We start from the raw sequence: 24904 nt of genomic DNA on the forward strand, positions 1-24904 counted from the left end.
GGCATCCGTCAGCTTTTCCGCGCAAGCTCCAGAAGCTCCTTGTCGCTGAGCGGCCGGACGATGCCGGTGCCGGTCGAAACGGGGGAGAAGCCGTACATCTGGTAGAGCTGCAGCGCACGCGGATGGTCGAGATTATTGGTGGTGGTGGTGACCCGCTTCGGATTGAGCGACCAGATAGCATAGAGCGCCTGCAGCAGGAACCATTTGCCGATGCCGAGACCGAGTGCATGTTCGATCAGGCCGAAATGGCTGAGCTCGATCATATCCTCGTCTTCGCAGAAATATTCGTAGAAGCCGGCGGGCGCGCCGTTCACATAGAGAACGCTGATATTGTTGCGCTTGTCGTTCAGCGTTTCGGCAAGCTGCTCGTCGCTCATGCGCAACCGGTCCACCCATTGCCAGCGCGCGCCCACCTGCCGGTAGAGATAGCGGTAGAAGGGCAATGGGATCTCGGGCGCGCGCATGATCGCCGTCTGGATATTGACGGGCACCGGCATGCTCGCCTTCGGCGGCGCCGTCATTTCGAGCCGGGTGATATGAGCTTTCAGCGAAGCGGGTGTCTTCCCCATGGCGGTCAGGCTTTGACCGGCGTCGGCGGACCGGTGACGATGGGCGTGTCGTCACGGCTGCCCCATTCGCTCCACGAACCGTCATAAAGCTTGTTGTCGTGATGGCCGAGCGATTCCAGCGCCAGCGTGATGATCGCGGCGGTGATTCCCGAGCCGCAGGAGGTGACGACAGGCTTTGAAAGATCGATACCGGCATCCTCGATCGTCTGCCTGAGTTCCGGCAGCGACTTGAAACGGCCCTGGCTGGCGAAGACGCCGGAGGGCAGGCTGCGGGCGCCAGGCATATGGCCGGAGCGCATGCCGGCGCGCGGCTCGGGCTCGACGGCGGCAAAGCGGCCGGCGCTGCGGGCATCGGCAATCTGCATCGCACCGCTGGAGACGATGTCGCGCATCGTATCGAGCCTCACCACGCGGCTCTCGTCGAAGTCAGGCGTGAAGGTCGCCGGCGCAGGATTGGGTGCTTCGGTTTCAAGCGGACGGCCCTCGGCCTTCCAGCCGTCGAGACCGCCATCGAGCACGAAGACATTTTTCGCGCCCATCACCCGGAACAGCCACCAGACGCGCGGCGAGGCGAACAGGCCGATGCCGTCATAGACGACGATCCGATCATTCTCGCTGATGCCGAGCCGGCCGACTTCGGCGGCGAAATAATCGGGCGAGGGGATCGTGTGCGGCAGCGAGGTCGAATGGTCGGCGATCTTGTCTTGGTCGAAGCGGATAGCGCCGGGAATATGGCCGGCTGCATATTCGGCATCGGCATCGCGCTTCTGCGCCGGCAGATAGAAGGAGGCGTCCAGCACGCGCAGGTCAGCTTTGCCGAGCTCGGACTGCAGCCAGTCGGCCGAAACGACGAAACGGCTCTTGGTCTCACTCATGATGGTCTCCCTTGATAGTCAGGCTTCGTCGCCGGGCGTGCCGAAGCGGATGCGGAAGCGCCGGTTCTCTTTGCCCTTCTTCTCGATCTTGGCGATATGGATCCGGCCGACTTCCTGAGTCTCGGAGACATGTGTGCCGCCACAGGGTTGGCTGTCAATCGAGGAGTTCTTGCCGATGCAGACGAGGCTGACGCGCCCGAGCCCCATCGGCGGGCGCACGTTCTTCGATTTGACGATATCGGGGTTGGCCACAAGCTCTTCGTCGGTGATCCATTGCAGAGTGACCGGATGGTTCTGCTCGACCAGTTCCATCAGCTTGGCCGTCACCGCGTCCTTGTCGATCGTCTCGATCATGTCGAAGTCGACGCGGCTTTCCTCCTCGCCGACGGCAGCCCCGGTGATCGGATAGGAGCAGACGACGGAAAGCAGGTGGCAGGCCGTGTGCATGCGCATCAGCCTGTAGCGGCGCGGCCAGTCGACATGCAGCACCAGCGTCTCGCCGACTACGGGCCGCGGCGCACCTTCGAGCGGCACGTGGATGATGACATCCTTGCTCGGACCATGTTTCGTCTGGCCGAGCGCGATCTTGCTGCCGTCGGCGCGTTCGAGCAGGCCGGTGTCACCAGGTTGGCCGCCTGATGTCGCATAGAAGCAGGTCTGGTCCAGTTCGATGCCCCCGTCTTCGTGAACGGCGGTGACGACCGCCTCGCACGTCGAGAGATAGAAGTCGTCACGATAGAGGGCATTGACGGGCATGGGGTCTCACACGGGCTCGTAGGGAACGTGGATATCGGGCGACTTTGCCATCCAGCCCGGAACGGGCAGTCCCTTCGACGTTAGGAAATCCGGGTTGAAGAGTTTTGACTGATAGCGGTTGCCGTAATCGCAGAGAATCGTCACCACAGTGTGACCAGGTCCGAGATCCCGGGCGAGGTTGACCGCGCCGGCAATGTTGATCGCCGTCGATCCGCCGAGGCAGAGGCCCTCGTTCTCGACGAGGTCGAAGAGATAAGGAAGCGCTTCGGCATCGGGGATCCGATAGGCATAGTCAGGCGTGAAGCCCTCGAGATTGGCGGTGATGCGGCCCTGGCCAATGCCCTCGGTGATCGAGGATCCCTCGGATTTCAGCGCTCCGTTCTGGTAGAATTCATAGAGTGCGGCGCCATCGGGATCGGCGATGCCGATCTTGACGTCTGCCTTGAAAGCCTTGAGGCCGGCAGCCACGCCTGCCAGCGTGCCGCCGGAGCCGACCGAGCAGATAAAGCCGTCGACTTTGCCGTCGGTGTCTTGCCATATTTCTTTTGCCGTCGTTTCGACATGCGCCTGGCGGTTGGCGACGTTGTCGAACTGGTTTGCCCAGATCGCCCCGTTCGGCTCGGTCTTCGCCAGCTGCTCTGCCAGCCGCCCGGACACCTTCACGTAGTTGTTCGGGTTCTTGTAGGGGACGGCGGGCACTTCGACGAGTTCGGCGCCGAGCAGCTTCAGCGCGTCTTTCTTTTCCTGGCTCTGCGTTTCCGGGATGACGATGACGGTGCGATAACCGAGCGCCTTGGCGACCAGCGTCAAGCCGATGCCGGTATTGCCGGCCGTACCCTCGACGATGACGCCGCCCGGGCGAAGCAACCCCTTCCGCTCTGCGTCGCGGATGATGTAGAGCGCGGCGCGATCCTTGACCGACTGGCCGGGGTTCAGGAACTCCGCCTTGCCGAGAATGGTGCAGCCGGTCATTTCTGAGGCGCCCTTGAGTTTGATCAGGGGCGTGTTGCCGATGGCGTCGAGGACGGAGGGGTGGAAGGTCATGGAATCTGCCTCTATTCGAACTCTTACTTTAGGAACGGTCTTTTCCCTTCACAAGGCTGAGTTGGCAAGAAATGCTATTCCACGCCTCTGTCGGACACGATAAAATTTGCTTTCCGCTCCCTGAAATGACGCATGGCCCGCAATCCCGCCGTGTGAAGGGTGATCCGAAGATTGACTTTCCCCGTACGGATGACGACAAAGCGAAAACGGAACGCGGCAACAGGGCGTGACCAAAACCGACATGGTTCACGAGCAGATCGACACGATCGATGCATTGATGGCGCATTATGTTGCCGGCTCCTTGCCCGAGCCGGCGCGTGTGCTGGTCCAGTCTCATCTCGAAATGAAACCGGACAATCGCAGCCTGGTGAACAGCCTCGAGCTGCTGGCAGGCGAAGCTCTGGAAAACGCGCCTGAAGCGGCTATTGCCGATCGCGACGCGCGGCTTGCGGCAATCTTTTCCTCTGCGTCTCCCGTCCCGGCGCCACGGACGGCCGCACGGCCGGAAAACGCGCTGTTTCCGCAAGCGTTGCGCGCCCTCTTGGGCTTCGAGGCCGAAGATGTCCCCTGGCGCCGTCGGTTGCCCGGTTTTAAGGAATATTCGCTCGACATGGACAGCTGCGAGGTCAGCCTGATGTGGATCCGGCCGGGCCGCGCCTTGCCGGCGCACACCCACAAAGGCATGGAGCTGATTCTCATTCTCGACGGCGCCTTCAACGATGAACGCGGTCGTTTCGGTCCCGGTGATATCTCCATTGCCGACGAGACGGTCGACCACCGGCCGGTCGCCGAAAAGGACAGGCCGTGCATCGCCTTTGCCGTCTCGGACGGACCGGCCAAGCTCACCGGATCCTTCCGCCAGATGATCGGCGACCTGATCGGCTGAAAGCAGCCACAATAATGTGATAGAGCCGTAAATCCGGAGGGGTTGAGGAACTTCCGGACCTGTTTTCGCATTTGATCAGGCAGCCCGGAGGAACATGTCATGCGTGATTTCATTGCCCATCCCGAACATGGAATCGTCTGGATTTCGGGTGCGAGCTCGGGCATCGGCCGGGCGCTTGCACTGAGGCTCGCCGGCGAAGGATACAAGGTCGCCGTGACGGCCAGAAGCCACGAAAAGCTGGTCGAACTGCAAGCCGAAGCGAATGGCCTCTCGGGCAGTATCATTGTGCTCGACGGCGACGTCACCGATGCCGAGGACATGGAACATGTCATGGCCTCCATCGAATATGAGCACGGCACGCTCGCCATGGCGATCCTCAATGCCGGCGTCTACCTGCCCGTCCATGCCGAGGATTTGAACCGCACCGATTTCGAGAAGAGCTTTGCCGTCAATCTTTCTGGCGTGGTCAACTGTCTGCTGCCGGCGATCCGCCATATGAAGGCGAAGGGGCAGGGACAGATCGCCATCGTTTCCTCCGTCACCGGCTATGGCGGCCTGCCGACGGGGGCTGCCTATGGCGCTACCAAGGCGGCGCTGATCAATATGGCCGAAAGCCTGAAATTCGATCTCGACAAGATGGGCATCCGCATCCAGCTCGTCTGCCCGGGCTTCGTCGATACGCCGGCAACGAGGAAGAATGCCTTTCCTATGCCGGCTTTGGTGTCGGTCGAGGAGGCCGCTCGGGAGATTGCCGCCGGGTTGAAATCGCAGGCCTTCGAGATCACGTTTCCGAGGCGCTTCACCACCATGCTGAAGCTCGCGCGCCTGCTCCCCTATAGCGTTTATTTCACGCTGGTGAACCGCGTGACCGGCTGGCGGGAGCGGCCGCCGTCGGCTGGTCGCCACCCGGTGACACCGCATGCGGCGGAATGATCAACGGCGCGAGAACACGACCTGGCGCACATCGATATTGCGGGCACGGAAGCCGGCCTCGCAATAGAACAGATAGAATTCCCAAAGCCGCTTGAAGCGCTCGTCGAAGCCCATCGGGCGGATGCGTTCCCAGACCGACCAGAAACGCTCGCGCCATTCGGCGAGCGTGCGGGCGTAGTCGAGCCCGAAGCCGAAATCCTTGACCAGCGACAGATCGACCTTGCCGGCAAGTTCGGCGAGATGATTGCGCGTCGGCAGCATGCCGCCGGGAAAGACGTATTTCTGGATGAAGTCGGGGTTGCTGCGATACTGGTCGAAGGATTCCGGCCGGATGGTGATGATCTGCAGCCCAGCCTTGCCGCCCGGCTTCAGACATTGCCGGAGCTTGGAGAAATAGGACGGCCAGTATTTTTCGCCGACCGCTTCGAACATCTCGATCGAGACGATCCGGTCGTAGAGCCCTGCTTCATCGCGGTAATCCTGGAAACGGAATTCCACGCGGTCATCGAGGCCGGCGTTGTGAATGCGCGCCTCGGCAAAGGCGAGCTGCTCACGGCTGATCGTCAGCCCCGTCACCTTGCAGTTCAGCTCGCTTGCGGCAAATTCGGCAAAACCGCCCCAGCCGCAGCCGATCTCCAGCACATGATCGCCAGGCCCGATGCCGGTCGCCTCGGCAAGCGCCCGGTATTTGGCGTTCTGGGCCGATTGCAGATCGTTGGCGCCGGTCGAATAGAGTGCTGAGGAGTAGGTCATGCTCGGATCGAGCCATTCCCTGTAGAAATCGTTGCCGAGATCGTAATGGGCGGAAATATTTCGCTTCGAGCCCGTTTTGGTATTGGCGTTCATCCAATGGCGGACGCGCTCGAAGAGACGGCTGACGCCGCCTTTGCCGTGCGCATAGCTGTGCGCGGCCTCGCCGTTGACGAGGAAGAGTTCAAGGAAGGCGGTGATGTCGGGGCTATCCCAATCGCCGTCCATATAGGTTTCGGCGACCCCGATCGTGCCGCTCGTCAGCGCCCGATAGGCAAGGTTCCAATTGTTGAGGCTGAGCGCCGCCTTCGGCCCGGGCTGCTTGCCCTCGATCAGCAGCCTGCGGCCGTCGGGGAGGGTGACGGCGAGCGAACCGTGCTGCATGCGCAGAAGTCCGCGCAGCGCCAGCTTCGCCTTGAAGGGCAGCCCCTTTGCCAGACGGGATATGTTTTCCCCCGTCAGCGTCACCGCGTCACGGGCCAGCAGATTCCAGTCCTGCGCCTTGCTCATCTCTCCTCCTCCAGCATTTTTTTGCCGGTTAGGGACGACGATACATCCGTGACGATGCGCCCGACCGGCCCCCGGCCATTGCATTGAAGGCTACTGCATAATTTCCTAATTCGGAACCGGTCTAAGGATAGATTTATGCAGCAGTTCAATATGCTGCAACCCGCTTTGCACGTGAAAAACGTGCGGCGCTGTCATGTCATTCCGCCGCGTTCGCGCGGGGCTGCCGGATGCTGACTTCAGGCGGAGCCGCCGGACACCTGACGTAGCGTGAGCTTTCAGCCGCAATTCACGGGATGATCGACCGCCTGGAGAGATGGGCTGCGTTGAGAGCCTCGTTGTCGTCAAAGCGCAAATCCTTGCGAAACCAAAGGATAACCGGTTTTGCCGCGTCCCTTGCCAAGGAAGCGTTCCCTGACTGTGTTCTTCAACCTGCTACGGATGTCCGGAACGCCCGGATCAAAAATTTCATTGCAAAGGAAAAGCGTTCATCGCTGCCACGACATGGATAAGGCCGGCGTGAACCGGCCTTTTCCAGGAGCGGGGAACCGCCTGCTTAGTTGTCGTACTCGCGGCAGGCTTCGCTGATCGATGCGCCGCTCTGACCGCCGCGCGTGTCGACGCCGGACATCTGCCGAGGCATGCCGGGGCATTCCATCGTCTGCGGTCGGCCGATGCTCTGTGTCGTCGTCGGATCGACCGGCGAGACGGGAACCGGACGAATGCCGTTGTCACTATTGGTGTAATCGGACGAATAGGTACCGGAACTCGGATCGGTCGAACCGCCGTTCGTTGGCCCGATCGGGCTCGGGTTCGATTGGGCAAAGGCCGACGACGCCATGCCGATGGCAAGCAGCGAAGCGGCGATGAGGGATTTGGTCATAGGATATCCTCCTTTGATTTTCATCTTGGATGACCCTCGGGTAACCGCCTGATGGAATCATTGTTCCGAAATTTGCAAAAAAATTGGCGAGACCCTGCGGCTGTCCCGCGTGGTTACGCATAAACCTTAACGGTCGAAGCCGCTGGATCGGCGCGCTTACCTGCCGTAGTTGCATGATGAAACGCTAAAAACTTGCAGCATGAGGCCGCTATGTTCGTTTCTCCGCGCGAGGCCGCTGATCTCGGTCTTCAGATTGCGCTTGCACTCGCCTTGACGGCAAGCGGGATGGCGACTGCGTCCTCTGCACTGAGCGGAGAGAAGGGCCGTATCTCCGCGATTGACGTCAGCCGCCCCTCGCTCTGGACCGCCGCTCCCGTGCGCGTCGACGTCACCACGCAGACCTACCTGCGTGCCGACGCTCCAGCCGGGCTGGAACTCGCCGGCACCGAGGATGATCTGTGCCACGATCCGATCGGCCTTCGGCTCTCATGCGACGTGATCACCACCACTGCCAGCACAGCCTTCTAGGCGGTGGCCTATGCGGAGGCGGCAGAGGGAGGGAAAGGGGCAGGCGGTTACTTCAGCGCGAAAGGCTGGCGGCCGATGCCTGAACAGGCAGGATCGTCGATGCCTTGATGTCCTTCAGCACAAACATCGTATGCATTTCTTTGATGCCGGGCAGACGGCGGATTACCGTCATGGCGAATTCGGCGTAGCTGTCGAGATCAGCCGCGACCACCTGCAGCAGGAAATCAGCCTCGCCGGCGACGGAATAGCAGGCGATGACCGCCTCCAGCTCACCAACCTCGCGCTCGAAACGCTCGGCTTCGTCATGCGAATGCGTGTCGATCTGGACACGCACGAAAGCCAGGACGCCGAGGCCGACGGCGCGGCGATCGACGACAGCCTGATAGCCGCGGATGACGCCTGCCTCTTCCAGCTTTTTTACCCTGCGCCAGCAAGGCGAGGTCGACATTCCCACGCGTTCGGCAAGCTCCTGATTGGTGAGCCGCCCATCGCCCTGTAGCGCCTTCAATATGCGGATATCTCCCGGCTCAAATTCCATGATCGGTATGTCCTTTCGAGTTTTATCGATTAACGGGAAGATCTTACCTGATTTGGAGGCGAGATGTCAGGAATAGGCAGGACATTTCTCTGCCTTTCGATAGGTTGAGGACTTCGAACAGAGAAGGAGCGGACGGATGATGGTTGAGGATTGGCGTGTCGCGGTGATTGTCGAACCGGGGCTGCCAGTTGGCGAACTCGCCAATACTGTTGCGGTGCTGTCGATCGGCCTTGGTGCTGCGGCACCCGCGCTTGCCGGTGCGCGGCTGACCGATCATGCCGGTCGGGCATTTCATGTCAGTGCCAATAAGCCGGTTCCGGTGCTACAGGCCGCGGCGACCGATTTGAGATCACTTCTGCTGAAGGCGCTGCCGGCCCCTGAAGGTGCGCTGGTCGTGCCATTCCCGCGTTTTGCCCGCGCGCTGCACTTTTATGCCGATTACGAGGCTTCGATGCCCGAACGCGACCTCTCTTCGGAAATTATCGACGGCGTCGGGCTCGCCGGCCCGGCGAAATGGATCCGCTCGCTGACCGGCTCGCTAAAGCTGCTTCGTTGATCCGTTTGGCCGGGCGTGCGGATAGGCTCGTCCTGGGAAAGCTTGCAAAAGGCCATGATTTGCCGTTTGATCGAACGATACGACGACCATCCGACACTCCTCCTTAAAAGGATCCGCCTTTGTCCCTGCCGATGCCCCGCGGCTTCGAGAAGCCCTATGCCGCCTTCCTGTTCGATATGGACGGCACCATCCTCAATTCGATCCGTGCGGCCGAGCGTGTATGGAGCGACTGGGCGAGGCGTCAGGGGCTCGATGTCGCCACCTTTTTACCGAAGATGCATGGATCGCGCGGCATTGACACGATCACCCGGCTGAACCTGCCTGGAGTCGATCCCGAACATGAATCGAAGCTGGTGACCGAGGCCGAGATCGCCGATGTCAGCGACGTTGTGGCCATTCCCGGCGCCGCGACCTTTCTGAGTTCACTGCCCCCGGATCGCTGGGCGATCGTCACCTCCTCGCCATTACGCCTTGCTCACCGGCGGCTGGAGGCAGCAGGCTTGCCGGTGCCGAGATTCATGGTGACGGCGGAGGACGTGAAGGTCGGAAAACCCGACCCGCAATGTTATATTCTCGGCGCCGAGCGCCTCGGCGTCAGCACGCAGGATTGCCTGGTGTTCGAGGATGTCGCAGCCGGCATTACCGCCGGCGAGGCGGCGGGTGCCGATGTCATGGTCATCACGGCAACACATCACCAAAAGATGGAGACGCCGCACCCGACGCTTTCATCCTATGACGAGATCTCGGTCCGCATGTCCTCCGATCACAGGATGCTGATCGTCCCGAACGCGGCCTGACAGTGCTCCGGCTGCGTCCTGCTTGCTTTTGTGCGGTTCACTCCGCGGCTGCGGCAAGACAGCGATCGATGATGCTGCCGATTTCGCTGCGGCAGGAGCCGCAATTGGTTCCAGCGCTGGTTTCTTTGCCGACCGCCTCGACGCTGTGACATCCGCCGCGCACGGCAGCCGCAATCTGGTTGACCCCGACACTGAAGCAGGAGCAGACGGTAGCGCCTGGATCCGGCCTGCCTGCGCCGGGACGACCCGCAACGAGCGCAAAGCGTTTCCTGAGGTCGCCATGCGAGGCGGAGAGCTGCGAGATCGCCCAGTTGCGCGCGACGGCAACGGGCTCGCGTGCCAGAAACAGCGCCGCAAGCAGGACCTCGCCATCGAAGAAGGCGAGCCTGAGGTCGCCGGATTGCCGGTCGGCATAACCAAGCGGTTCGATCTCGGCCGGAATGGCGAAAACCGCCCGGCACCAGGCCGTCCAGTCTTCGACGGTTTCGCCGAAGGCAAGCTCAAGCCGCCAGCCGCCGGCGGCTTTTGCCAGCGCCCAATAGGCGGCGTCGGGCGTAGCGGGTTTTGTGGCGGAGACGGCGAAACCGTAATGGGTGGCGCGGAAGGGCCGGACGGCGACGGCAACGTTCTTCGACGCCGGTTGACCGGAAATGGGGTCGGTTACCGGCGCGACCACGGCGTCGATGCGCGCTCTTGCGGCGAACTGGTCGTTCCAGTGCATCGGCGCAAAGATGCCGCCGCGCGCCTGGCGATCGGTCACCAGCGCCCGCACGATTGCCTTGCCGTGCGGGCTGTCGATCTCGACGAGGCCGGCGCTTGATATACCGGTCTCGATCGCGTCGCGCGGATGGATTTCGGCAAAGGGTTCGGCGATATGGGCGGAAAGCCGCGCGCTCTTTCCTGTTCGCGTCATCGTGTGCCACTGGTCGCGGATGCGCCCGGTATTCAGCGTGAAGGGGTACTCGGCATTGGTGCGATCGGTTGCGGGCGGTTTGACCGCGACGAAGCGCGCCTTGCGATCGGGATGGAAGAAACCGCCTTCGGCGAAGAAGCGGGTGATGCTCGGTTCTGTCCCTGCCGCCTGCGGCCACTGGAAGGGCGACAGTTCGTCATAGGCCCCGCCGCTCATGCCGGCGCGCGCGCCGATGTCGAAATCGCGGCTGCCGTTATTTTCGAAGGCGGAAAGCGCGGCGTGTTCGGCGAAAATTGCGGCCGGCGCGTCAAAATCGAAGGCGGCGGCAAATCCCATGCGGCGTCCGATCTCCGCAAGCTGCCACCAGTCGGCCCTTGCATCGCCGGGGATATCAAGAAACGATCGTTGCCTTGAAATGCGCCGTTCGGAATTGGTGACGGTGCCATCCTTCTCGCCCCAGCCGAGCGAGGGCAGAAGCACATTTGCGTGCCGGGTCGTATCCGTCTCTTTCAGGATGTCCGACACGACGACGAAGGGACAGGCGGCGATCGCGTTTTCGACACTGTCGGCATCCGGCATCGAGACGACGGGATTGGTCGCCATGATCCAGAGCGCCTTGATGCGTCCGTCGGCCACGGCTTGGAACATGTCGACCGCCTTCAGGCCGGGCTTTGCGGCGATGACGGGCGAGTCCCAGAAGCGCTGCACGCGGTCCCGATCTTCGGTGTTCTCGATCGCCATATGGGCGGCAAGCATATTGGCGAGACCGCCGACCTCGCGTCCGCCCATGGCATTCGGCTGGCCGGTCAGCGAAAACGGTCCCATGCCGGGACGGCCGATGCGGCCGGTCGCCAGGTGGCAGTTGAGAATGGCATTGACCTTGTCGGTGCCGGAGGAGGATTGGTTGACGCCCTGGCTGTAGCAGGTCACGACCTTCGGCGTCGTCTCGAACAGCCGGAAGAACTCCCTGATCTGCATGGCGGGCAGGCCGGTCCGTTCCAGGAGATCGTTGATATCGAGCGCGGCGGCCGCCGCAAAAGCGTCGCCGAAACCATCTGTATGGGCGCCGATATAATTCTGGTCGATTGCCGGACTGGTCGCCAGATGGGCAAGCAGTCCCATGAATAGCGCAACGTCGCCATCAGGACGGATGGCGAGATGCAGGTCGGCGATGTCGCAGGTCATCGTCCGTCGCGGATCGATGACGACGATCCGCATGTTTGGCCGCGCCATCTTTGCGGCGGCAAGCCGTTGGTAGATGACCGGATGACACCAGGCGAGGTTGGAGCCGGTCAGGACCACCAGATCCGCAAGTTCGATATCCTCATAGGTCCCGGGCACCGTATCGGCGCCGAAGGCGCGGCGATGCCCCGCCACGGAGGAGGACATGCAGAGCCTTGAATTGGTGTCGATATTGCCGGAGCCGATGAAGCCCTTCATCAGCTTGTTGGCGACATAGTAATCCTCGGTCAGCAACTGGCCGGAGACGTAGAAGGCAACGGAATCGGGCCCGTATTCGGCGATCGTTTCAGAAAAACGGCGGGCGACCAGATCAAGAGCCTCGTCCCAGCCGCTCCGTTCGCCTTCGATTTCGGGATGGAGAAGCCGGCCATCGAGATCGATGGTTTCGGCAAGGGCTGAACCCTTCGAGCAGAGCCGGCCGAAATTCGACGGATGCTCGGGATCTCCTTTGACGCTGACTGCGCCTGCCTCGTCGACCGTGGCGATAACGCCGCAGCCGACACCGCAGTAGGGACAGGTGGTCTTGACCTCAGCCGCCATCTATTCCGCCGCCATCATCAGGCTTTCCAGAGCGATGAACAGCCTGCCGTCTTCGTTCAGCACCTGTATCGTCCGGACCTCGCCTTCGTCGGCGCCGAGCGCCTTGCCTGTTTCCAGCGAGATAACCCAGTTGTGCAGCGGGCAGGTGACTGACTTGGCGTGGACGATGCCTTGGGAGAGCGGGCCGCCCTTATGCGGGCAGTGATCCTCGATGGCGAAGACCTCGTTTTCGGCCGTGCGGAAGACGGCGATCTTGCCCTGCGGCGTCTTCACGCAGCGCGCGCCGCGCAGCGGGATGTCGGAGATGTCACCGATTGCGATCCAGTTCATGTCCATCTCCTTATTCTGCAGCCTGCGGATAGCCGATCGTCGCCATCGGCTTGAACTCATGCTTGTCCTTACCGGAAACACGCTCCGACCAGGGATCGACCTGGGCAAATTTCTGCGAGAAGACGAAGCGGTCGTAATAGGCTTTGCGCTTTTCGGCATCGCCCATGATCTGACGGCGGATTTCATCCAGGCCGACGCGCTTGGCCCATTTGTAGATGCGCTCGAGGTAGCGGGCCTGCTCGCGGTACATCTGCGTCAGGGCCACGATATGCTCCAACGCCTCGTCCTCGGTCCGCACAAGCCCTAGAACCTCCGTGCCCTTGATGTCGAGACCGGCCGCACCGGCGAAATGGATCTCGAAACCGGAATCCACGCAGATCACGCCGATGTCCTTGCAGGTTGCTTCCGCGCAGTTGCGCGGGCAGCCGGAGACGGCCATCTTCAACTTGGCCGGCGTCCAGGAGCCCCACATGAACCTTTCGATCCGGATGCCGAGGCCGGTGGAATCCTGCGTGCCGAAGCGACACCAGTCCGACCCCACACAGGTCTTCACGGTGCGCAGGCCCTTGGCATAAGCCTGGCCGGAGACGAAGCCGGCCTTGCCGAGATCGGCCCAGACGGCGGGCAGGTCTTCCTTCTCGATGCCGAGCAGGTCGATGCGCTGGCCGCCGGTGACCTTCACCATCGGGATCTCGAACTTGTCGACGACATCGGCGATGGCGCGCAGCTCGTTCGAATTGGTGACGCCGCCCCACATGCGCGGAACGACGGAGTAGGTGCCGTCCTTCTGGATGTTGGCATGCACGCGCTCATTGATGAAACGCGACTGGTAGTCGTCGGCATATTCGTCCGGCCAATCGCAGACCAGGTAATAGTTGAGCGCCGGGCGACATTTGGCGCAGCCGCAGGAAGTCTTCCACTCGAGCTCCTGCATGACGGCAGGGATGCTCTTCAGACCCTTGGCCTTGATCAGCCGGCGAACGTCGTCATGGCCGAGTTCGGTGCAGGTGCACATCGGCTGGACCGCAGTCGGATTGTAGCTGTCGCCGAGTGTCAGCGCCATGAGTTGTTCGACGAGGCCGGTGCAGGAACCGCACGAGGCGGATGCCTTCGTATGGGCGCGTACGTCGTCGAGCGACGTCAGCCCCTTGCCTGAAATCGTCGAAGTGATCTTGCCCTTGCATACGCCGTTGCAGCCACAAATCTCCGCGTCATCCGGCAAGGCTGCAACGGCCGCCATAGGGTCCAGCGGCGACCCTCCCTGATAGGCCTGTCCGAAGATCAGCGTCTCGCGCATCTCCGAAATATCGGTTGCCTTCTTCTTCAGGTCATTGAACCAGGCACCATCGGCGGTTTCACCGTAAAGCACGGTGCCGATAATCTTATTGTCCTTGAGCACCAGACGCTTGTAGACGCCGGCGCTGGCATCGCGCAGCACGATCTCCTCGCGGTCGTCGCCGTCGGCGAAATCGCCGAGCGAATAAAGCTCGATGCCGGTGACCTTGAGCTTGGTCGGCGTATCCGCATGAACGAAGGCGGGCGAGCGATCGCCGGAAAGATGCGAGGCGGCAATACGGGCCATTTCATAGAGCGGCGCAACGAGGCCATAGACCATGCCGCCCACCTCGGCGCATTCGCCGAGCGCGAGAATATCGCCATCCGAGGTCTGCATGCCGGCATCGACGACGATGCCGCGATTGACCGCAATGCCGGCGTCCTTCGCCAAACCCACACTCGGACGGATGCCGACGGCCATCACGACCAAAGTTGCCGGGATGATACGGCCGTCGTCAAGCTCGATGCCCTCGACCTTGCCATTGCCGACGATCGCCTTGGTATTGGCCTTGCAGATGACCTTGATGCCGCGTTCCTCGACTGCCTTCTGCAGCAGGTAACCGGCGGCGGGGTCGAGCTGGCGCTCCATCAGCGTCGGCATGACGTGCAGTACGGTGACGTCCATGCCGCGCTGGGCAAGACCGGCCGCTGCTTCCAGGCCAAGCAGTCCGCCGCCGATGACGACGGCCTTTTCGCGCGACTGGGCGGCAAGCAGCATCGCCTGCACGTCGTCGAGATCGCGATAGGTGATGACGCCGGGCAGATCCTTGCCGGGAACGGGGATGATGAAGGGCACGGACCCAGTTGCGATCACCAGCTTGTCGTAGCTTTCGGTGACGCCGTGGTCGGAGGTGACGGTCTTGGCGGCACGATCGATGTTGACGATCTTGTGGCCCTTGTAGAGCATGATGCCGTGCTTGATATACCAGCCATCGCCGTGAATGATGATCTGCTCGTAGTCCTTTTCTCCGGAGAGAACCGGCGACAGCATGATGCGGTCGTAATTGACGCGCGGCTCGGCATTGAAGATCGTAACTTCATAGCGTCCGGGCGCCTGCTCGAAGAGGTGCTCCAGCATGCGCCCGGGCGCCATGCCATTGCCGATGATGACAAGTTTTTCGGTCATATTTCCAGGTCCTTAGATCAGGTTGCAGCCACGGGCGCCGAGTGCCCTTGGCGCGACAGTTGCTTTACGGACAGGTGCATCCAGATGAGAGAGATCACGACGATCGCAAAGAGCAGCAGGAAACAGCTGGACCAAAGGCCGGTCATGTCCTTGAGGAGGCCAAAGGCAATCGGAAGGATGAACCCGCCAAGGCCGCCCATCATCCCGACGACGCCGCCGACTGCGCCGACGTTGTCGGGGTAGTAGGCCGGGATGTGCTTGTAGACCGCAGCCTTGCCGAGGCTCATGAAGAAGCCGAGCACGAAGATGACGACGATGAAGATGAAGGGGGTGATACCAAACGCCGGACCCGTCCCGGACGCGTCGGCGGCCGGCAGCGAGAGGATGAGGGTGGCGACGGCCGAAACGGCAAACATCGTATACATCACGCTGCGCGCACCCTTCTTATCCGACAACACGCCGCCGAAGGCGCGGAAGATGCTGCCCGGGATGGAGTAGGCCGCGGCGATCATCCCGGCCGTCTCCAGGTTGAAGCCGTAGACGCCGACCAGGTAGCGCGGCAGCCACAGCGACAGGGCGACGAAGCCGCCGAAGGCGAAGAAATAGTAGAGCGAGAAGCGCCAGACCTGAACGTTCTGAAGCGGCGCGAATTCCTCGACGAAACTCTTGGTGGCAACGCGGCGTTCGCGGCGGAGACGGAAGGCCGGATCATCGGTCGTGGTGAACCAGAAGACGATTGCCATCAGCGCCAGTCCGACGGCCCAGATCTCCGCAACCGCCTGCCAGCCCCATGCGATCAGCACGAAGGGGGCTGCGAATTTGGTTACGGCCGCGCCGACATTGCCGGCACCGAAGATGCCGAGTGCGGTTCCCTGCTTCTCCGCCGGGAAAAAAGGCGAGACATAGGCGACGCCGACTGCAAAGGAGCCGCCGGCGAGGCCGACGCCGAGGCCGGCGATCAACATCTGCGTATAGGTCTGGGCGTAAGAGAGCAGAAAGGTCGCCAATGCGGCGGCCAGCATGGTGAGGGTGTAAACGAGACGGCCGCCGTAACGCCCCGTCCAGATGCCAAGAACGATGCGCACAAGCGAACCGGTGAGCACGGGGGTGCCGACCAGCAATCCGAACTCGGCCTCGTTCAGGCCGAGATCCTGCTTGATGCGAATGCCGATGATCGCGAAGATCGTCCAGACCGCAAAACAGAGGGTGAAGGCTACAGTGGAGATCCACAATGCCTTGGCTGGTTCGCCGGCGGACATGGGCTGTGATTTCTCGATGACAGACATAACTTCTCCGAGGCCCGACAAGGTCGTGCCGATCCATCGCTGAGGGTTAAAACAAAAAAGCCGCTGGTCAGGACGCGCATACACGAGGTGCGCGAAATATCCTGATCAGCGGCTTTGCTGGTGGCGCCCGCCGTTGGACGCCGAATTCTTAGGCCTTCTGGCCCATTGCCTGAAGGCAATCCGTTGGCCGGATTGCTCAAGCTAAAACCTACCTCTTCAATCTGAAGAGCAATCTCTGTGTCTACCGTGAGCGTCTACCGCGCGCTCATTCTGCGCTGATCGTCATTGACCGGTGCTATTAAAGACGATGCAAACTGCGTGCCAGTTTGGCTGCCTGCGTTCAAGTCACTGAATGCAAAAGACATTTATGAAACGTGCCGCCTGCTTGTTTTTCGGGCCGCCACCCGCTGATGCAAATATTTTGTGCGCTTGACATGAGGCGGGCAGATGCTTGCTGGTGTTTTGTGCAGGCCGGCATCGGTTAGACCTCGTCGTCGCAAACGAAGGCGAGGGCGCTTTTGACTGCAAAACCTGCGACATAGTCCGGCAGCCTCGCCGGGTCGAAGACGTGGCCGTCCATGAAACGGTCGCCCTCGGCACTGCCTTCGATCCGGATATCGGCATCTTCGGGTGCGTTGTCGTCACCGAGAGCAGCGCGATAGAGATCCGGGCGGTAGGCGGATGCTGCGGCCCTTGCCATGTTGAGGCTGATCTCGGCCTGTCCCCAGCGGATCATTTGGCTGTAGATCCACAGCGCCTGGCTTGGCCGGGGATAATTGGCGAAGCCGGAATGGAACATGAAATAATCGGCGATGATGCGGCGGTTACCCTTTGCGTCGAGGCTGAATTCGCCGGCGAGCACACGGCGAATGATTTCGACGGGGGCAGCGATATAGCGCGGGTCGGCAAGAGCCGCCGCCAGCGCGTCGTGATTTTCCGGCTGGTCGCACCACTGGGCTGCCGCATCGAGCGCCACGATCAGCCTGGAAACGGTTTCCGGATGGCTTTCCGCCCAGTCCGGCCGCATACCGATCACCTTTTCCGGTGCCGACGGCCAGATATCCTGTTTGGCGGCGACGATGCGGCCGACGCCGCGCTCTGAAGCAACCATGTTCCACGGCGCGCCGACGCAGAAACCGTCGATCGCACCGGCTGCCAGCGCATCCGAAGTCATGGGTGGCGGCACGACCACGAGCTTGACGTCCTTGTCGGGATCGATGCCGCCGGCTGCCAGCCAGTAGCGGAATTCGTAATTATGCGAGGAGAAGGGGTAAGTGACCCCGAAAGTCGGCAGCGGCTCGCCGCGGGCCTTCATTGCCGCCAATGTTTTTGCCAGGGCGTCGGCATTGTCGAGCGCGCTTGCCGTTTCCGGCAATCCCACGTCACTCCGCATCCTGTCGAAGAGCCGCGTCGACAGCGTGATCGCGTTGCCGCCGCGCCCCAGCGAAAATGGCGTGATCGTCGGCGAGGGATTGGAGCCGAGACCGAGCATGGAGGCGACGGGCATCGGCGACAGCATGTGGGCGATGTCGAACTGGCGGAATGCCAGGCGGTCGCGCACATTCGCCCAGGAGACGTCCTTGACGAGATCGAGCGTCAGGCCTTCCTTCCGCGCGAAGCCGAATTCCGCCGCCGCAATCAGCACCGATGCATCGACGAGCGGAATGAAACCGGCCCGCAGCACTTTCGGTCCTTCGTTGTTCACCCGCACGGGTGAGGGCAGCTCGCCGCCGGCGTTGGAGGTCTTCGTCATCATATCCACTCCGGTTTCCTCCGGAAATTCATCAGGTCGGCCATTACATCAACAGCCCCGCGGCCGTGACGACGCTCTGGGCAATTTCCGACATCTTCTTCTTTTCGTTCATCGCTGTCTGGCGCAGCAGGGCGAAAGCCTCTTCCTCCGACAGGCCGCGCATCTTCATCAATATGCCCTTGGCGCGCTCGACCAGCTTGCGTTCCTCCAGCGCGGAGCGGGCATCGGCAAGCTCCCGCCGTAGCCGGTTGAAGGCATTGAAGCGGCTGACGGCCATGTCAAGGATCGGTTTGACGCGTTCCTTCTTCAATCCGTCGACGATATAGGCCGAGACGCCGGCATCGACGGCAGCCTCGATCGAGGCGGTATCGGAGCGATCGACGAACATGGCGATCGGGCGGCTGACCGTGCGCGTCAGCTGAAACAGGTGCTCCATCATGTCGCGGTTGGGATTTTCGATATCGATGATGATCACGTCGGGCATCAGCGTTTCAATGATTCGCGCGATGCCGTTGACCTCATGCACCACGGTGACGCGCACATGCCCTGCCTCGCGCAGGCCTTCTTCGATGATGGAGGCGCGAATGGCATTTTCGTCGATCACCAGAATTGTCAGATCGAGATGCGTCATTGTTCTATTCATGACGCACTGCAACAATTTTGGCAAGCGCGCCAGCCTGAAAAGTGTGCAAAAACTAAGTATGCACAAAATATGATCAAATTGCCGTGCTTTCGCGCGGAATCAAGACAAAGCCGAGGTCGATCTGCTCGGCCCTCAATACCACAGAGGAATTCAACGCGGCAAGCACCCTTTCGGCCGCGAGTTTTCCGGTTTCGAAACGCCGAGTCGCGATCGAGGAGAGGGAGGGTGCGGCGCAGGCGGCGAATTCCAGGTCGTGAAATCCGATGATCGAGATGTCATCGGGCACACGGATGCCGCGTTTGCGGCATTCCTGCATGGCGCCGAGCGCCAGATTGTCGTCAGTGCAGAAGATCGCCTCGGGCACGTCACCACGTTCATGCGTAATGGCGAAGAGGTCGGAGCCGAGTGCCACGGAGCTATGGCGTGGCCTCTCGGCGATGATCTCCAGATTCGGCAGCTCCGCCTCCTGCATCGCCAGCCGGTAGCCGTCGAAACGCGACTGGGCGCGGTGGTCGAGATTGCCGGTCAGGAAGGCGATCCGGCGGAAACCCCGTTCGATCAGGTGCTGCGTCGCCGTCTGCCCGGCATGCTCCTGCGACATGCCGATGTTGAGGTCGATCGGGTTTGGAGAAAGCTCGAAGGTCTCGACAACGGGCAGACGAGCCTGGGCGAGAAGCTGACGCGAGAGCGGCGTGTGATGAGTGCCGGCGATGATGATCGCCTCCACCCTTTGCCCTAGTAATGCCTTGATGGCGTTTTCCTCCTCGATCTCGGAATAGCGGCTGTTGACGACGATCACCTGGAAACCGGCGGCGACCAGCACCTCGTGAAGCGCAAACAGATATTCCGCGAAGATAACGTTGTAGAGGGTCGGAACGATGACGCCGATCGCATGCGTGCGCGAGGAGGCGAGGCGGCTCGCGGCAATATTCGGCACATAGCCGAGTTCCTTGACGGCGGCATCGACGCGCAGCCGCAGGCCTGGCGAGACCGCATCGGGCTTGCGCAGCACCCTCGAAACCGTGATCGGGCTGACGCCGGCAAGATTTGCCACGTCATCAAGTGTTATCCGCCGCATGCAAGTCCCGCCATTCGTCCCATAATATTGATTCTCATATTCTTTAAAATTAGAGAATATTTGCTCATCGCTGTAGTTGACAGCGCTAGCAGATACGATTTGACAGCGCTGTCAACTATGTTAACCTAAAATTGTACCGGAAAGGGACGGGGTGGAGCCTTCCGGGACCAAGTATGCAAATCAAAGCATAGGAGAGGCGGCTCGGTCCGCCTGAGGAGGAGAACATTCATGTTTAAGGTGAAAGAAGCCAAATTGGCTCGCATTGCCGCGTTTTCCGTATCCGCGCTTGCCCTGCTCTGCGGCGCGGCCAGTGCGGAACCGAAGGTCGTGTCCGGTCCGGCCGCCGAGCCCGGCTGCATGGTGCCGTGGGCAGCCGACACACAGTTCCTGCAATATCCGAAGAAGGACGGCCCCTATCGCATCGCGCTCGCCAACGGCTATATCGCCAACACCTGGCGTATCCAGATGGTGCAGACGGCCAAGGCCTACGCCGCCCAGCCCGATGTCGCAGCCAAGCTGAAGGAGTTCAAGGTCGTTTCCACAGGCGAGGATGTGCCGGCGCAGATTTCCGCCATCAACAACTTCATCGATGCCGGTTATGATGCCATCGTCGTCAACGCGCAGAACCCGACCGCCTTCGGGCCGGTGATCAAGCGCGCCAAAGAGGCCGGGGTCGTCCTCGTCGCTTTCGACAATATCCTGGACACCAAGGACGCTATCAATGTCAACGTCGACCAGAAGGGGCTCGGCGTCCTCTGGGCCGACTGGCTGGTGAAGCATCTGCCGAACGGCGGCAAGGTGCTGGAAGTGCGTGGCGTCGCCGGCACCTCGGTCGATACGGATCGCCACAACGGCATCCACGAAACCCTGGACGCTTCGGGCAAGAAGTTCACGGTAACCGAGGTCGTCGGAAAATGGGATGACGGCGTTGCACAGAAGGCAACCGCTGACGCGATCGCCACCAACGGCCCGTTCGACGGCATCACTGCCCAGGGCGGCGATACCGGCGTCGTTCAGGCGATGATCGATGCCAAACATCCCTTCGTGCCCTTCGGCGGTGAGACGGAAAATGGCTTCCGCAAATTCTGCGCTGCCCATGCCGCCGACGGCCTGAAGTGCTCGTCCGCCGGCACCGGCCCGGCCCAGGTCGCCGTCGCCATCAAGACGGCGATTGCAGCCCTTGAGGGTCAGGTCGTGCCGCAGGCCGTCAAGCTGCCGACCGCGGTTGTTTCGGATCCTGATTTCAAGGAAGGCGAGGATTATTATCCCACCCAGTCCGACAACTTCTTCGTCGGCAATTCCTTCCCCACCTGCGGCATTAATTTCAGCGCTCAGGAAATCATGGGGCAGTCCAAAGAGAACCAATAGCAGCCGTCCTCCGGATCTGATTGCGGGTGTTCGCACCCGCAATCTCGAAGGTGATAGACCGAATGGAGGCTGGATGCATGACCTTGCCCGAACCGCTTTTCCGCATGGAAGGCATATCGAAACGCTATGGCGGTGCCGTCGCGCTTAAGGATGCCGATATCGCCATCCGGCCGGGCGCGATCCATGCCGTCCTCGGCGAGAACGGCGCCGGCAAATCAACGCTGATCAAGATCATGGCGGGCGTCGTGGCGCCTGATGAAGGACGCATGCTGCTCGACGGTAAGGAGATCGCCTTTGCCTCGCCGGCCGCCGCCAATGCGGCGGGCATCGTCTGCGTTTTCCAGGAGCTTTCGCTGATCCCCGACCTCTCGGTCGCCGACAACATCGTCATCAGCAATCCACCGCTGAAATTCGGCATGATAGACCGGCGCAGGCAGCGGCGGATCGCCGAGGAAGCGTTAGCGCGCGCCGGCGCCTCCGACATTCATCCGTCCGCCTTGGTCAAGGATCTACCCCTGTCCCGGCGGCAAATGGTCGAGATCGCCAAGGCGCTTGCCCGCAAGCCGCGGCTGATGATCCTCGACGAGGCGACCTCGGCGCTGACGCAGTCGGATGTCGAAAAGGTCTTTGCCGTGCTGAAGCGCCTGCGCGCCGAGGGAATGGCGCTGATCTACATCTCCCACCGCATGCACGAGATCGCCCAGCTGGCGGATGAGTGCACGGTCTTCCGCAACGGCCGCAGCATCGAATCCTATCCGGCCGGCACGAAGACCGACCAGCAGGTGGTGGAGCTGATGATTGGCCGCGAATACAGCAATGTCTTTCCGCCGAAACCGGCGCATCGCGGAGAGGTAAAGCCGGTCCTTTCCTGCCGCGACCTTTCCTGGGGCGATAGGCTTTCTGGCATCACCTTCGATATCAAGCCCGGCGAGATCATCGGCGTCGGCGGCCTGGACGGGCAGGGACAGCGCGAATTGCTGCTGGCCCTCTTCGGCGTGCTGCGCGATGTGAAGGGTGAAGTCGTAATCGACGGCAGGCCGGTGACGCTGAAAAGTCCCCGTGATGCCAAGTCCGGCGGCATATCCATGGCGCTGATCCCCGAGGATCGGAAGACCGAAGGGCTGATGCTGCCGATGACCGTGCGCGAGAACCTGTCGATTGCAGCCCTCGACCGCGTCTCGCGCAACGGCGTGATCGACCGGGCGGCCGAGCGTCGCGAGATCGACGACCTGTTCAAACTGTTGGCGATCAAGGCCGCGACGATCGACATGCCCGTCGCCGCCCTGTCCGGCGGCAACCAGCAGAAGGTGGTCATCGCTAAATGGCTGATGAACCGGCCGCGCATCATCCTGCTCAACGATCCGACACGCGGCATCGACGTCGGCACCAAGCAGGAAATCTATCTGCTGCTGCGCAAGCTTGCCGATGCGGGAGCGGCGATCATCTTCTATTCGACAGACTACGACGAACTGATCGGCTGCTGCGACCGCGTGCTCGTCATGTATGACGGCAGCATCATCCGCGAGCTCGAAGGCGCCGAGATCAACGAGCACGAGCTGATCGGCGCCGCTCTCAACATCGCCGGCGACCACGCAGCGCAAAGGATTGCCCTATGAACAAGCATGCTTCCGGCGACCGGCGGTTCTGGTATGCGCAGCAGAAGGGAACGCTGTTTGCCGCACTCCTCTTCGTCGCCATGTTCGCCCTCTACGTCTCGAACCACCCGGCGGGCTTCACGCCCAACGTCGTGCAGACGGCTTCGAACAAGGCGACGCTGCTTGCCTTCGTCGCCATGGCGCAATGCCTGGTCGTCATCACCGCCGGCATCGATCTCTCGGCCGGCATGGTTCTGGTCCTCTGCAATTGCCTCGCCTCCTGGCTGGTCGTCGGCACGCCGCTGCAGACGGGAACTGGCATCGTCGTGGTGCTGCTCGCCGGGCTGGGCTGCGGCATGCTGAACGGGCTCATCATCATCTTCGGCCGGCTGCAGCCTATCGTGGCGACGATCGCGACCAGCGCGATCTTCTATGGGCTGGCGCTGTTGCTGCGACCGACGCCCGGCGGCTCGGTCAACGAGGATTTGGCCGATGCCTTCACCTCGAAGCTCTTTGGGATCGTTCCGGCAAGCCTCGTGGTTCTCCTCGCCGTCATTGTCGTCATCTGGGTTCCGTTCAGCCGCTCGGCGATCGGCAGGGCGGCCTATGCGGTGGGTTCGGCCGAGAACGCCGCCTATATGTCGGCAATGCCGGTCAAGCGGGCGAAATTCACCGCCTATGCATTGGCGGGACTGCTTTCGGCGATCGGCGGGCTCTATCTCACCTTTTTCTCCTATACCGGCGAAGCGGCGTTTGCGAGCGGCAACGCCTACACGCTCTATTCGATCGCGGCGGTGGTGCTCGGCGGCGTTTCCCTTGCGGGGGGCAAGGGAAGCGCCGTCGGCGCTGTCTTCGGAGCCCTGGCCTTTCGCACGATCGGCGACCTGCTCTTCGTCTTCGATTTCGATCCGCTTTGGCAGCCGCTGTTCCAGGGCGTGGTGTTGATGCTGGCGATCAGTATCGGCTGCATCGGGCTTGCCAGGGTCCGCAATCGGCTGGAGTGGTTTCAATGAGCGAGGAAGCGTCTCTCATGCGGCAGCTTCGAGTGCCCACACGCCTGCGCGGCGTCGATCCGGCGGTGGCGACCGCCTTCGGATGCATCATCCTGCTTCTGCTCGCCGGATCGATCTATTCGCCGAATTTCCTGTCGCCGGATTATCTGCTGCAGCAGCTGAAGGTGGCCTCGTTCCTTGGCGTCATCGCCACCGGCATGATGGCGGTCATCCTGCTCGGCCAGATCGACCTTTCGGTGCCATGGGTTGTGACGACAGGTGCGATGATGGCCTGCGCCGCGACCGCTTACGGTACGACCGGCTCGGTTCTGGCGATCCCCTTCGGCATTTTCTGCGGCGCTGCGATCGGTCTCGTCAACGGCCTGGCGGTCGCCTATCTCCGCATTCCCTCGATGATCATCACGCTGGCGACCAATGCCGTCGCGCAAGGGCTGATGGTCGTCTACACCGGCGGCTTCTCCCCGCAGGATTCGGCCACGCCGGCCATGCGGTTCCTGGCAACCGGCTACACAATCCCGGGCCTCCCTAACGGGGTTCTCGTCTGGCTATGCGTGGGTTTGGCCGCGGTTTTCATGCTGACGCGGACGACCTTCGGCCGGTCGCTCTACGCCATCGGAAACCGGGAGCGCGCCGCCTACATGTCCGGCATCAATACTCGTCGCATTACGCTTCTGGCTTTTGTTATTTCGGGAGGGCTCAGCGCGCTCGGCGGCGTTCTGCTGGCGGGTTACGCGTCAAAGGCGTCGCAATCCATGGGCGACGCCTATCTGCTGCCGTCGATCGCGGCCGTCGTTCTCGGCGGCACGCATGTGCTCGGCGGCAAAGGTTCCTACCTCGGAACGGTGGCGGGCGTCATCCTGATCACGCTGCTGCAATCCATCCTCTCGGTGATGCAGATCGAGGAGGCCGGCCGCCAGCTCATCTACGGCGCCGTCATCATCGGCATGCTCCTGCTCTATGGCCGCCAGAAGCCGGCCTGATCGGCCGTTGTCGATACTTTCATGTTTTCCAGCATCCGCTGCTTGAGGAAACCTATCGTTTCGGCGAAAAGGAGCTGCCG

23 protein-coding genes and 1 pseudogene are annotated in these 24904 nt (G+C 61.7%); 9 read left to right on the forward strand and 15 right to left on the reverse strand.

Annotated elements, in window-relative coordinates; translation table 11 throughout:
• Positions 1-8: 8 nt before the first annotated feature.
• From RWK44_RS28890 to RWK44_RS28905, 4 genes are read right to left on the reverse strand one after another with little or no spacing between them, the layout of a single operon-like run.
• Positions 9-569 carry a GNAT family N-acetyltransferase gene (locus tag RWK44_RS28890; RefSeq protein WP_020049628.1) on the reverse strand — a complete coding sequence of 187 codons (561 nt, stop codon included), beginning with the start codon at positions 567-569 and terminating at the stop codon, positions 9-11.
• Between the two features lie 5 nt (positions 570-574).
• Entirely contained in the window at positions 575-1444 is an 870-nt protein-coding gene (gene sseA, locus RWK44_RS28895) for a 3-mercaptopyruvate sulfurtransferase (RefSeq protein WP_131663837.1), read from the reverse strand.
• A gap of 18 nt (positions 1445-1462) precedes the next feature.
• Positions 1463-2200: an alanyl-tRNA editing protein gene (locus RWK44_RS28900; RefSeq protein WP_222009857.1), complete on the reverse strand. Its 738-nt coding sequence runs from the start codon at positions 2198-2200 to the stop codon at positions 1463-1465.
• Between the two features lie 6 nt (positions 2201-2206).
• Positions 2207-3244, reverse strand: a complete 1038-nt coding sequence (locus RWK44_RS28905) for a cysteine synthase A (RefSeq protein WP_316029793.1) — start codon at positions 3242-3244, stop codon at positions 2207-2209.
• 226 nt (positions 3245-3470) lie between these two features.
• Here RWK44_RS28905 and RWK44_RS28910 point away from each other — a divergent pair, with 226 nt between their 5' ends.
• Both RWK44_RS28910 and RWK44_RS28915 read left to right on the forward strand, forming a co-directional pair.
• On the forward strand, positions 3471-4130 hold the full coding sequence (locus RWK44_RS28910; RefSeq protein ID WP_316029794.1) for a ChrR family anti-sigma-E factor: 660 nt from the start codon (positions 3471-3473) through the stop codon (positions 4128-4130).
• 99 nt (positions 4131-4229) lie between these two features.
• Positions 4230-5063, forward strand: a complete 834-nt coding sequence (locus RWK44_RS28915; protein WP_168286565.1) for an SDR family NAD(P)-dependent oxidoreductase — start codon at positions 4230-4232, stop codon at positions 5061-5063.
• Here RWK44_RS28915 and RWK44_RS28920 read toward each other — a convergent pair whose 3' ends face one another.
• The 3 genes and pseudogenes from RWK44_RS28920 to RWK44_RS28930 all read right to left on the reverse strand — a co-directional run bounded on the left by RWK44_RS28920 (position 5064) and on the right by RWK44_RS28930 (position 7203).
• Complete coding sequence (locus tag RWK44_RS28920) at positions 5064-6323, reverse strand: cyclopropane-fatty-acyl-phospholipid synthase family protein (protein ID WP_316029795.1); 1260 nt, start codon at positions 6321-6323, stop codon at positions 5064-5066.
• 289 nt (positions 6324-6612) lie between these two features.
• Positions 6613-6723: pseudogene (locus RWK44_RS28925) on the reverse strand (deoxyribodipyrimidine photo-lyase); the annotation flags it as partial.
• A 153-nt stretch (positions 6724-6876) separates the two neighbouring features.
• Positions 6877-7203 (reverse strand): hypothetical protein, encoded by a 327-nt coding sequence (locus tag RWK44_RS28930; RefSeq protein ID WP_168256545.1) that lies wholly within the window; start codon positions 7201-7203, stop codon positions 6877-6879.
• A 210-nt stretch (positions 7204-7413) separates the two neighbouring features.
• On the opposite strand from RWK44_RS28930, the gene RWK44_RS28935 reads away from it, so the two are divergent.
• The gene (locus RWK44_RS28935) at positions 7414-7731 is read left to right on the forward strand and encodes a hypothetical protein (protein WP_316029796.1); all 318 of its coding nucleotides are present in this window, start codon (positions 7414-7416) and stop codon (positions 7729-7731) included.
• Positions 7732-7783: 52 nt separating this feature from the next.
• Here the strand turns inward: RWK44_RS28935 and RWK44_RS28940 are convergent, their stop codons facing one another.
• Complete coding sequence (locus RWK44_RS28940; RefSeq protein WP_168256543.1) at positions 7784-8269, reverse strand: Lrp/AsnC family transcriptional regulator; 486 nt, start codon at positions 8267-8269, stop codon at positions 7784-7786.
• A 136-nt stretch (positions 8270-8405) separates the two neighbouring features.
• On the opposite strand from RWK44_RS28940, the gene RWK44_RS28945 reads away from it, so the two are divergent.
• Together RWK44_RS28945 and RWK44_RS28950 are read left to right on the forward strand one after the other, a co-directional pair.
• Positions 8406-8825 (forward strand): DUF2000 domain-containing protein, encoded by a 420-nt coding sequence (locus tag RWK44_RS28945; protein WP_025394231.1) that lies wholly within the window; start codon positions 8406-8408, stop codon positions 8823-8825.
• Between the two features lie 119 nt (positions 8826-8944).
• Positions 8945-9622: an HAD family hydrolase gene (locus RWK44_RS28950; RefSeq protein WP_077981211.1), complete on the forward strand. Its 678-nt coding sequence runs from the start codon at positions 8945-8947 to the stop codon at positions 9620-9622.
• A 37-nt stretch (positions 9623-9659) separates the two neighbouring features.
• Here the strand turns inward: RWK44_RS28950 and RWK44_RS28955 are convergent, their stop codons facing one another.
• The 7 genes from RWK44_RS28955 to RWK44_RS28985 all read right to left on the reverse strand — a co-directional run bounded on the left by RWK44_RS28955 (position 9660) and on the right by RWK44_RS28985 (position 19868).
• Positions 9660-12317, reverse strand: a complete 2658-nt coding sequence (locus RWK44_RS28955) for a nitrate reductase (RefSeq protein ID WP_316029797.1) — start codon at positions 12315-12317, stop codon at positions 9660-9662.
• Positions 12318-12653, reverse strand: coding sequence for a nitrite reductase small subunit NirD (gene nirD, locus RWK44_RS28960; protein WP_017960132.1), 336 nt, complete (start codon positions 12651-12653; stop codon positions 12318-12320). It lies immediately after the preceding gene.
• A 4-nt stretch (positions 12654-12657) separates the two neighbouring features.
• Positions 12658-15108, reverse strand: coding sequence for a nitrite reductase large subunit NirB (gene nirB / locus RWK44_RS28965; RefSeq protein ID WP_077981209.1), 2451 nt, complete (start codon positions 15106-15108; stop codon positions 12658-12660).
• 17 nt (positions 15109-15125) lie between these two features.
• Entirely contained in the window at positions 15126-16394 is a 1269-nt protein-coding gene (locus tag RWK44_RS28970) for an MFS transporter (RefSeq protein ID WP_077981208.1), read from the reverse strand.
• A gap of 481 nt (positions 16395-16875) precedes the next feature.
• A complete protein-coding gene (locus RWK44_RS28975; RefSeq protein WP_316029798.1) occupies positions 16876-18156 on the reverse strand; it encodes a CmpA/NrtA family ABC transporter substrate-binding protein in 1281 nt (426 codons plus the stop codon).
• A 34-nt stretch (positions 18157-18190) separates the two neighbouring features.
• Positions 18191-18778 carry an ANTAR domain-containing response regulator gene (locus RWK44_RS28980; protein ID WP_018241751.1) on the reverse strand — a complete coding sequence of 196 codons (588 nt, stop codon included), beginning with the start codon at positions 18776-18778 and terminating at the stop codon, positions 18191-18193.
• Positions 18779-18863: 85 nt separating this feature from the next.
• The gene (locus RWK44_RS28985) at positions 18864-19868 is read right to left on the reverse strand and encodes a LacI family DNA-binding transcriptional regulator (protein WP_221998952.1); all 1005 of its coding nucleotides are present in this window, start codon (positions 19866-19868) and stop codon (positions 18864-18866) included.
• A gap of 228 nt (positions 19869-20096) precedes the next feature.
• Between RWK44_RS28985 and RWK44_RS28990 the strand changes: the two genes are divergently transcribed.
• The 4 genes from RWK44_RS28990 (at position 20097) to RWK44_RS29005 (ending at position 24824) form a co-directional block, all read left to right on the forward strand.
• A complete protein-coding gene (locus tag RWK44_RS28990; protein WP_131663850.1) occupies positions 20097-21236 on the forward strand; it encodes a sugar ABC transporter substrate-binding protein in 1140 nt (379 codons plus the stop codon).
• A gap of 77 nt (positions 21237-21313) precedes the next feature.
• Complete coding sequence (locus RWK44_RS28995; protein WP_316029799.1) at positions 21314-22852, forward strand: sugar ABC transporter ATP-binding protein; 1539 nt, start codon at positions 21314-21316, stop codon at positions 22850-22852.
• Entirely contained in the window at positions 22849-23844 is a 996-nt protein-coding gene (locus RWK44_RS29000) for an ABC transporter permease (RefSeq protein WP_017991160.1), read from the forward strand. The genes RWK44_RS28995 and RWK44_RS29000 overlap by 4 nt, the downstream gene beginning before the upstream one ends.
• Complete coding sequence (locus RWK44_RS29005; protein ID WP_003538873.1) at positions 23841-24824, forward strand: ABC transporter permease; 984 nt, start codon at positions 23841-23843, stop codon at positions 24822-24824. The genes RWK44_RS29000 and RWK44_RS29005 overlap by 4 nt, the downstream gene beginning before the upstream one ends.
• Positions 24825-24904 lie beyond the last annotated feature (80 nt).

This window comes from Rhizobium sp. 25PS6 (genome assembly GCF_032464655.1).
Classification (GTDB): domain Bacteria; phylum Pseudomonadota; class Alphaproteobacteria; order Rhizobiales; family Rhizobiaceae; genus Rhizobium; species Rhizobium laguerreae.

Excerpts from the sequence above, each read along its gene's own strand:
- RWK44_RS28945 (WP_025394231.1), top strand. The coding sequence starts at position 8,406 with ATGATGGTTGAGGATTGGCGTGTCGCGGTGATTGTCGAACCGGGGCTG.
- RWK44_RS28995 (WP_316029799.1), top strand. The coding sequence starts at position 21,314 with ATGACCTTGCCCGAACCGCTTTTCCGCATGGAAGGCATATCGAAACGC.
- sseA (WP_131663837.1), bottom strand. The coding sequence starts at position 1,444 with ATGAGTGAGACCAAGAGCCGTTTCGTCGTTTCGGCCGACTGGCTGCAG.
- nirB (WP_077981209.1), bottom strand. The coding sequence starts at position 15,108 with ATGACCGAAAAACTTGTCATCATCGGCAATGGCATGGCGCCCGGGCGC.
- RWK44_RS28990 (WP_131663850.1), top strand. The coding sequence starts at position 20,097 with ATGTTTAAGGTGAAAGAAGCCAAATTGGCTCGCATTGCCGCGTTTTCC.
- RWK44_RS28985 (WP_221998952.1), bottom strand. The coding sequence starts at position 19,868 with ATGCGGCGGATAACACTTGATGACGTGGCAAATCTTGCCGGCGTCAGC.
- RWK44_RS28905 (WP_316029793.1), bottom strand. The coding sequence starts at position 3,244 with ATGACCTTCCACCCCTCCGTCCTCGACGCCATCGGCAACACGCCCCTG.
- RWK44_RS28920 (WP_316029795.1), bottom strand. The coding sequence starts at position 6,323 with ATGAGCAAGGCGCAGGACTGGAATCTGCTGGCCCGTGACGCGGTGACG.
- RWK44_RS28930 (WP_168256545.1), bottom strand. The coding sequence starts at position 7,203 with ATGACCAAATCCCTCATCGCCGCTTCGCTGCTTGCCATCGGCATGGCG.
- RWK44_RS28890 (WP_020049628.1), bottom strand. The coding sequence starts at position 569 with ATGGGGAAGACACCCGCTTCGCTGAAAGCTCATATCACCCGGCTCGAA.
- RWK44_RS28940 (WP_168256543.1), bottom strand. The coding sequence starts at position 8,269 with ATGGAATTTGAGCCGGGAGATATCCGCATATTGAAGGCGCTACAGGGC.
- RWK44_RS29005 (WP_003538873.1), top strand. The coding sequence starts at position 23,841 with ATGAGCGAGGAAGCGTCTCTCATGCGGCAGCTTCGAGTGCCCACACGC.
- RWK44_RS28955 (WP_316029797.1), bottom strand. The coding sequence starts at position 12,317 with ATGGCGGCTGAGGTCAAGACCACCTGTCCCTACTGCGGTGTCGGCTGC.
- RWK44_RS28980 (WP_018241751.1), bottom strand. The coding sequence starts at position 18,778 with ATGACGCATCTCGATCTGACAATTCTGGTGATCGACGAAAATGCCATT.
- RWK44_RS28915 (WP_168286565.1), top strand. The coding sequence starts at position 4,230 with ATGCGTGATTTCATTGCCCATCCCGAACATGGAATCGTCTGGATTTCG.
- RWK44_RS28900 (WP_222009857.1), bottom strand. The coding sequence starts at position 2,200 with ATGCCCGTCAATGCCCTCTATCGTGACGACTTCTATCTCTCGACGTGC.
- RWK44_RS29000 (WP_017991160.1), top strand. The coding sequence starts at position 22,849 with ATGAACAAGCATGCTTCCGGCGACCGGCGGTTCTGGTATGCGCAGCAG.
- nirD (WP_017960132.1), bottom strand. The coding sequence starts at position 12,653 with ATGGACATGAACTGGATCGCAATCGGTGACATCTCCGACATCCCGCTG.
- RWK44_RS28970 (WP_077981208.1), bottom strand. The coding sequence starts at position 16,394 with ATGTCTGTCATCGAGAAATCACAGCCCATGTCCGCCGGCGAACCAGCC.
- RWK44_RS28935 (WP_316029796.1), top strand. The coding sequence starts at position 7,414 with ATGTTCGTTTCTCCGCGCGAGGCCGCTGATCTCGGTCTTCAGATTGCG.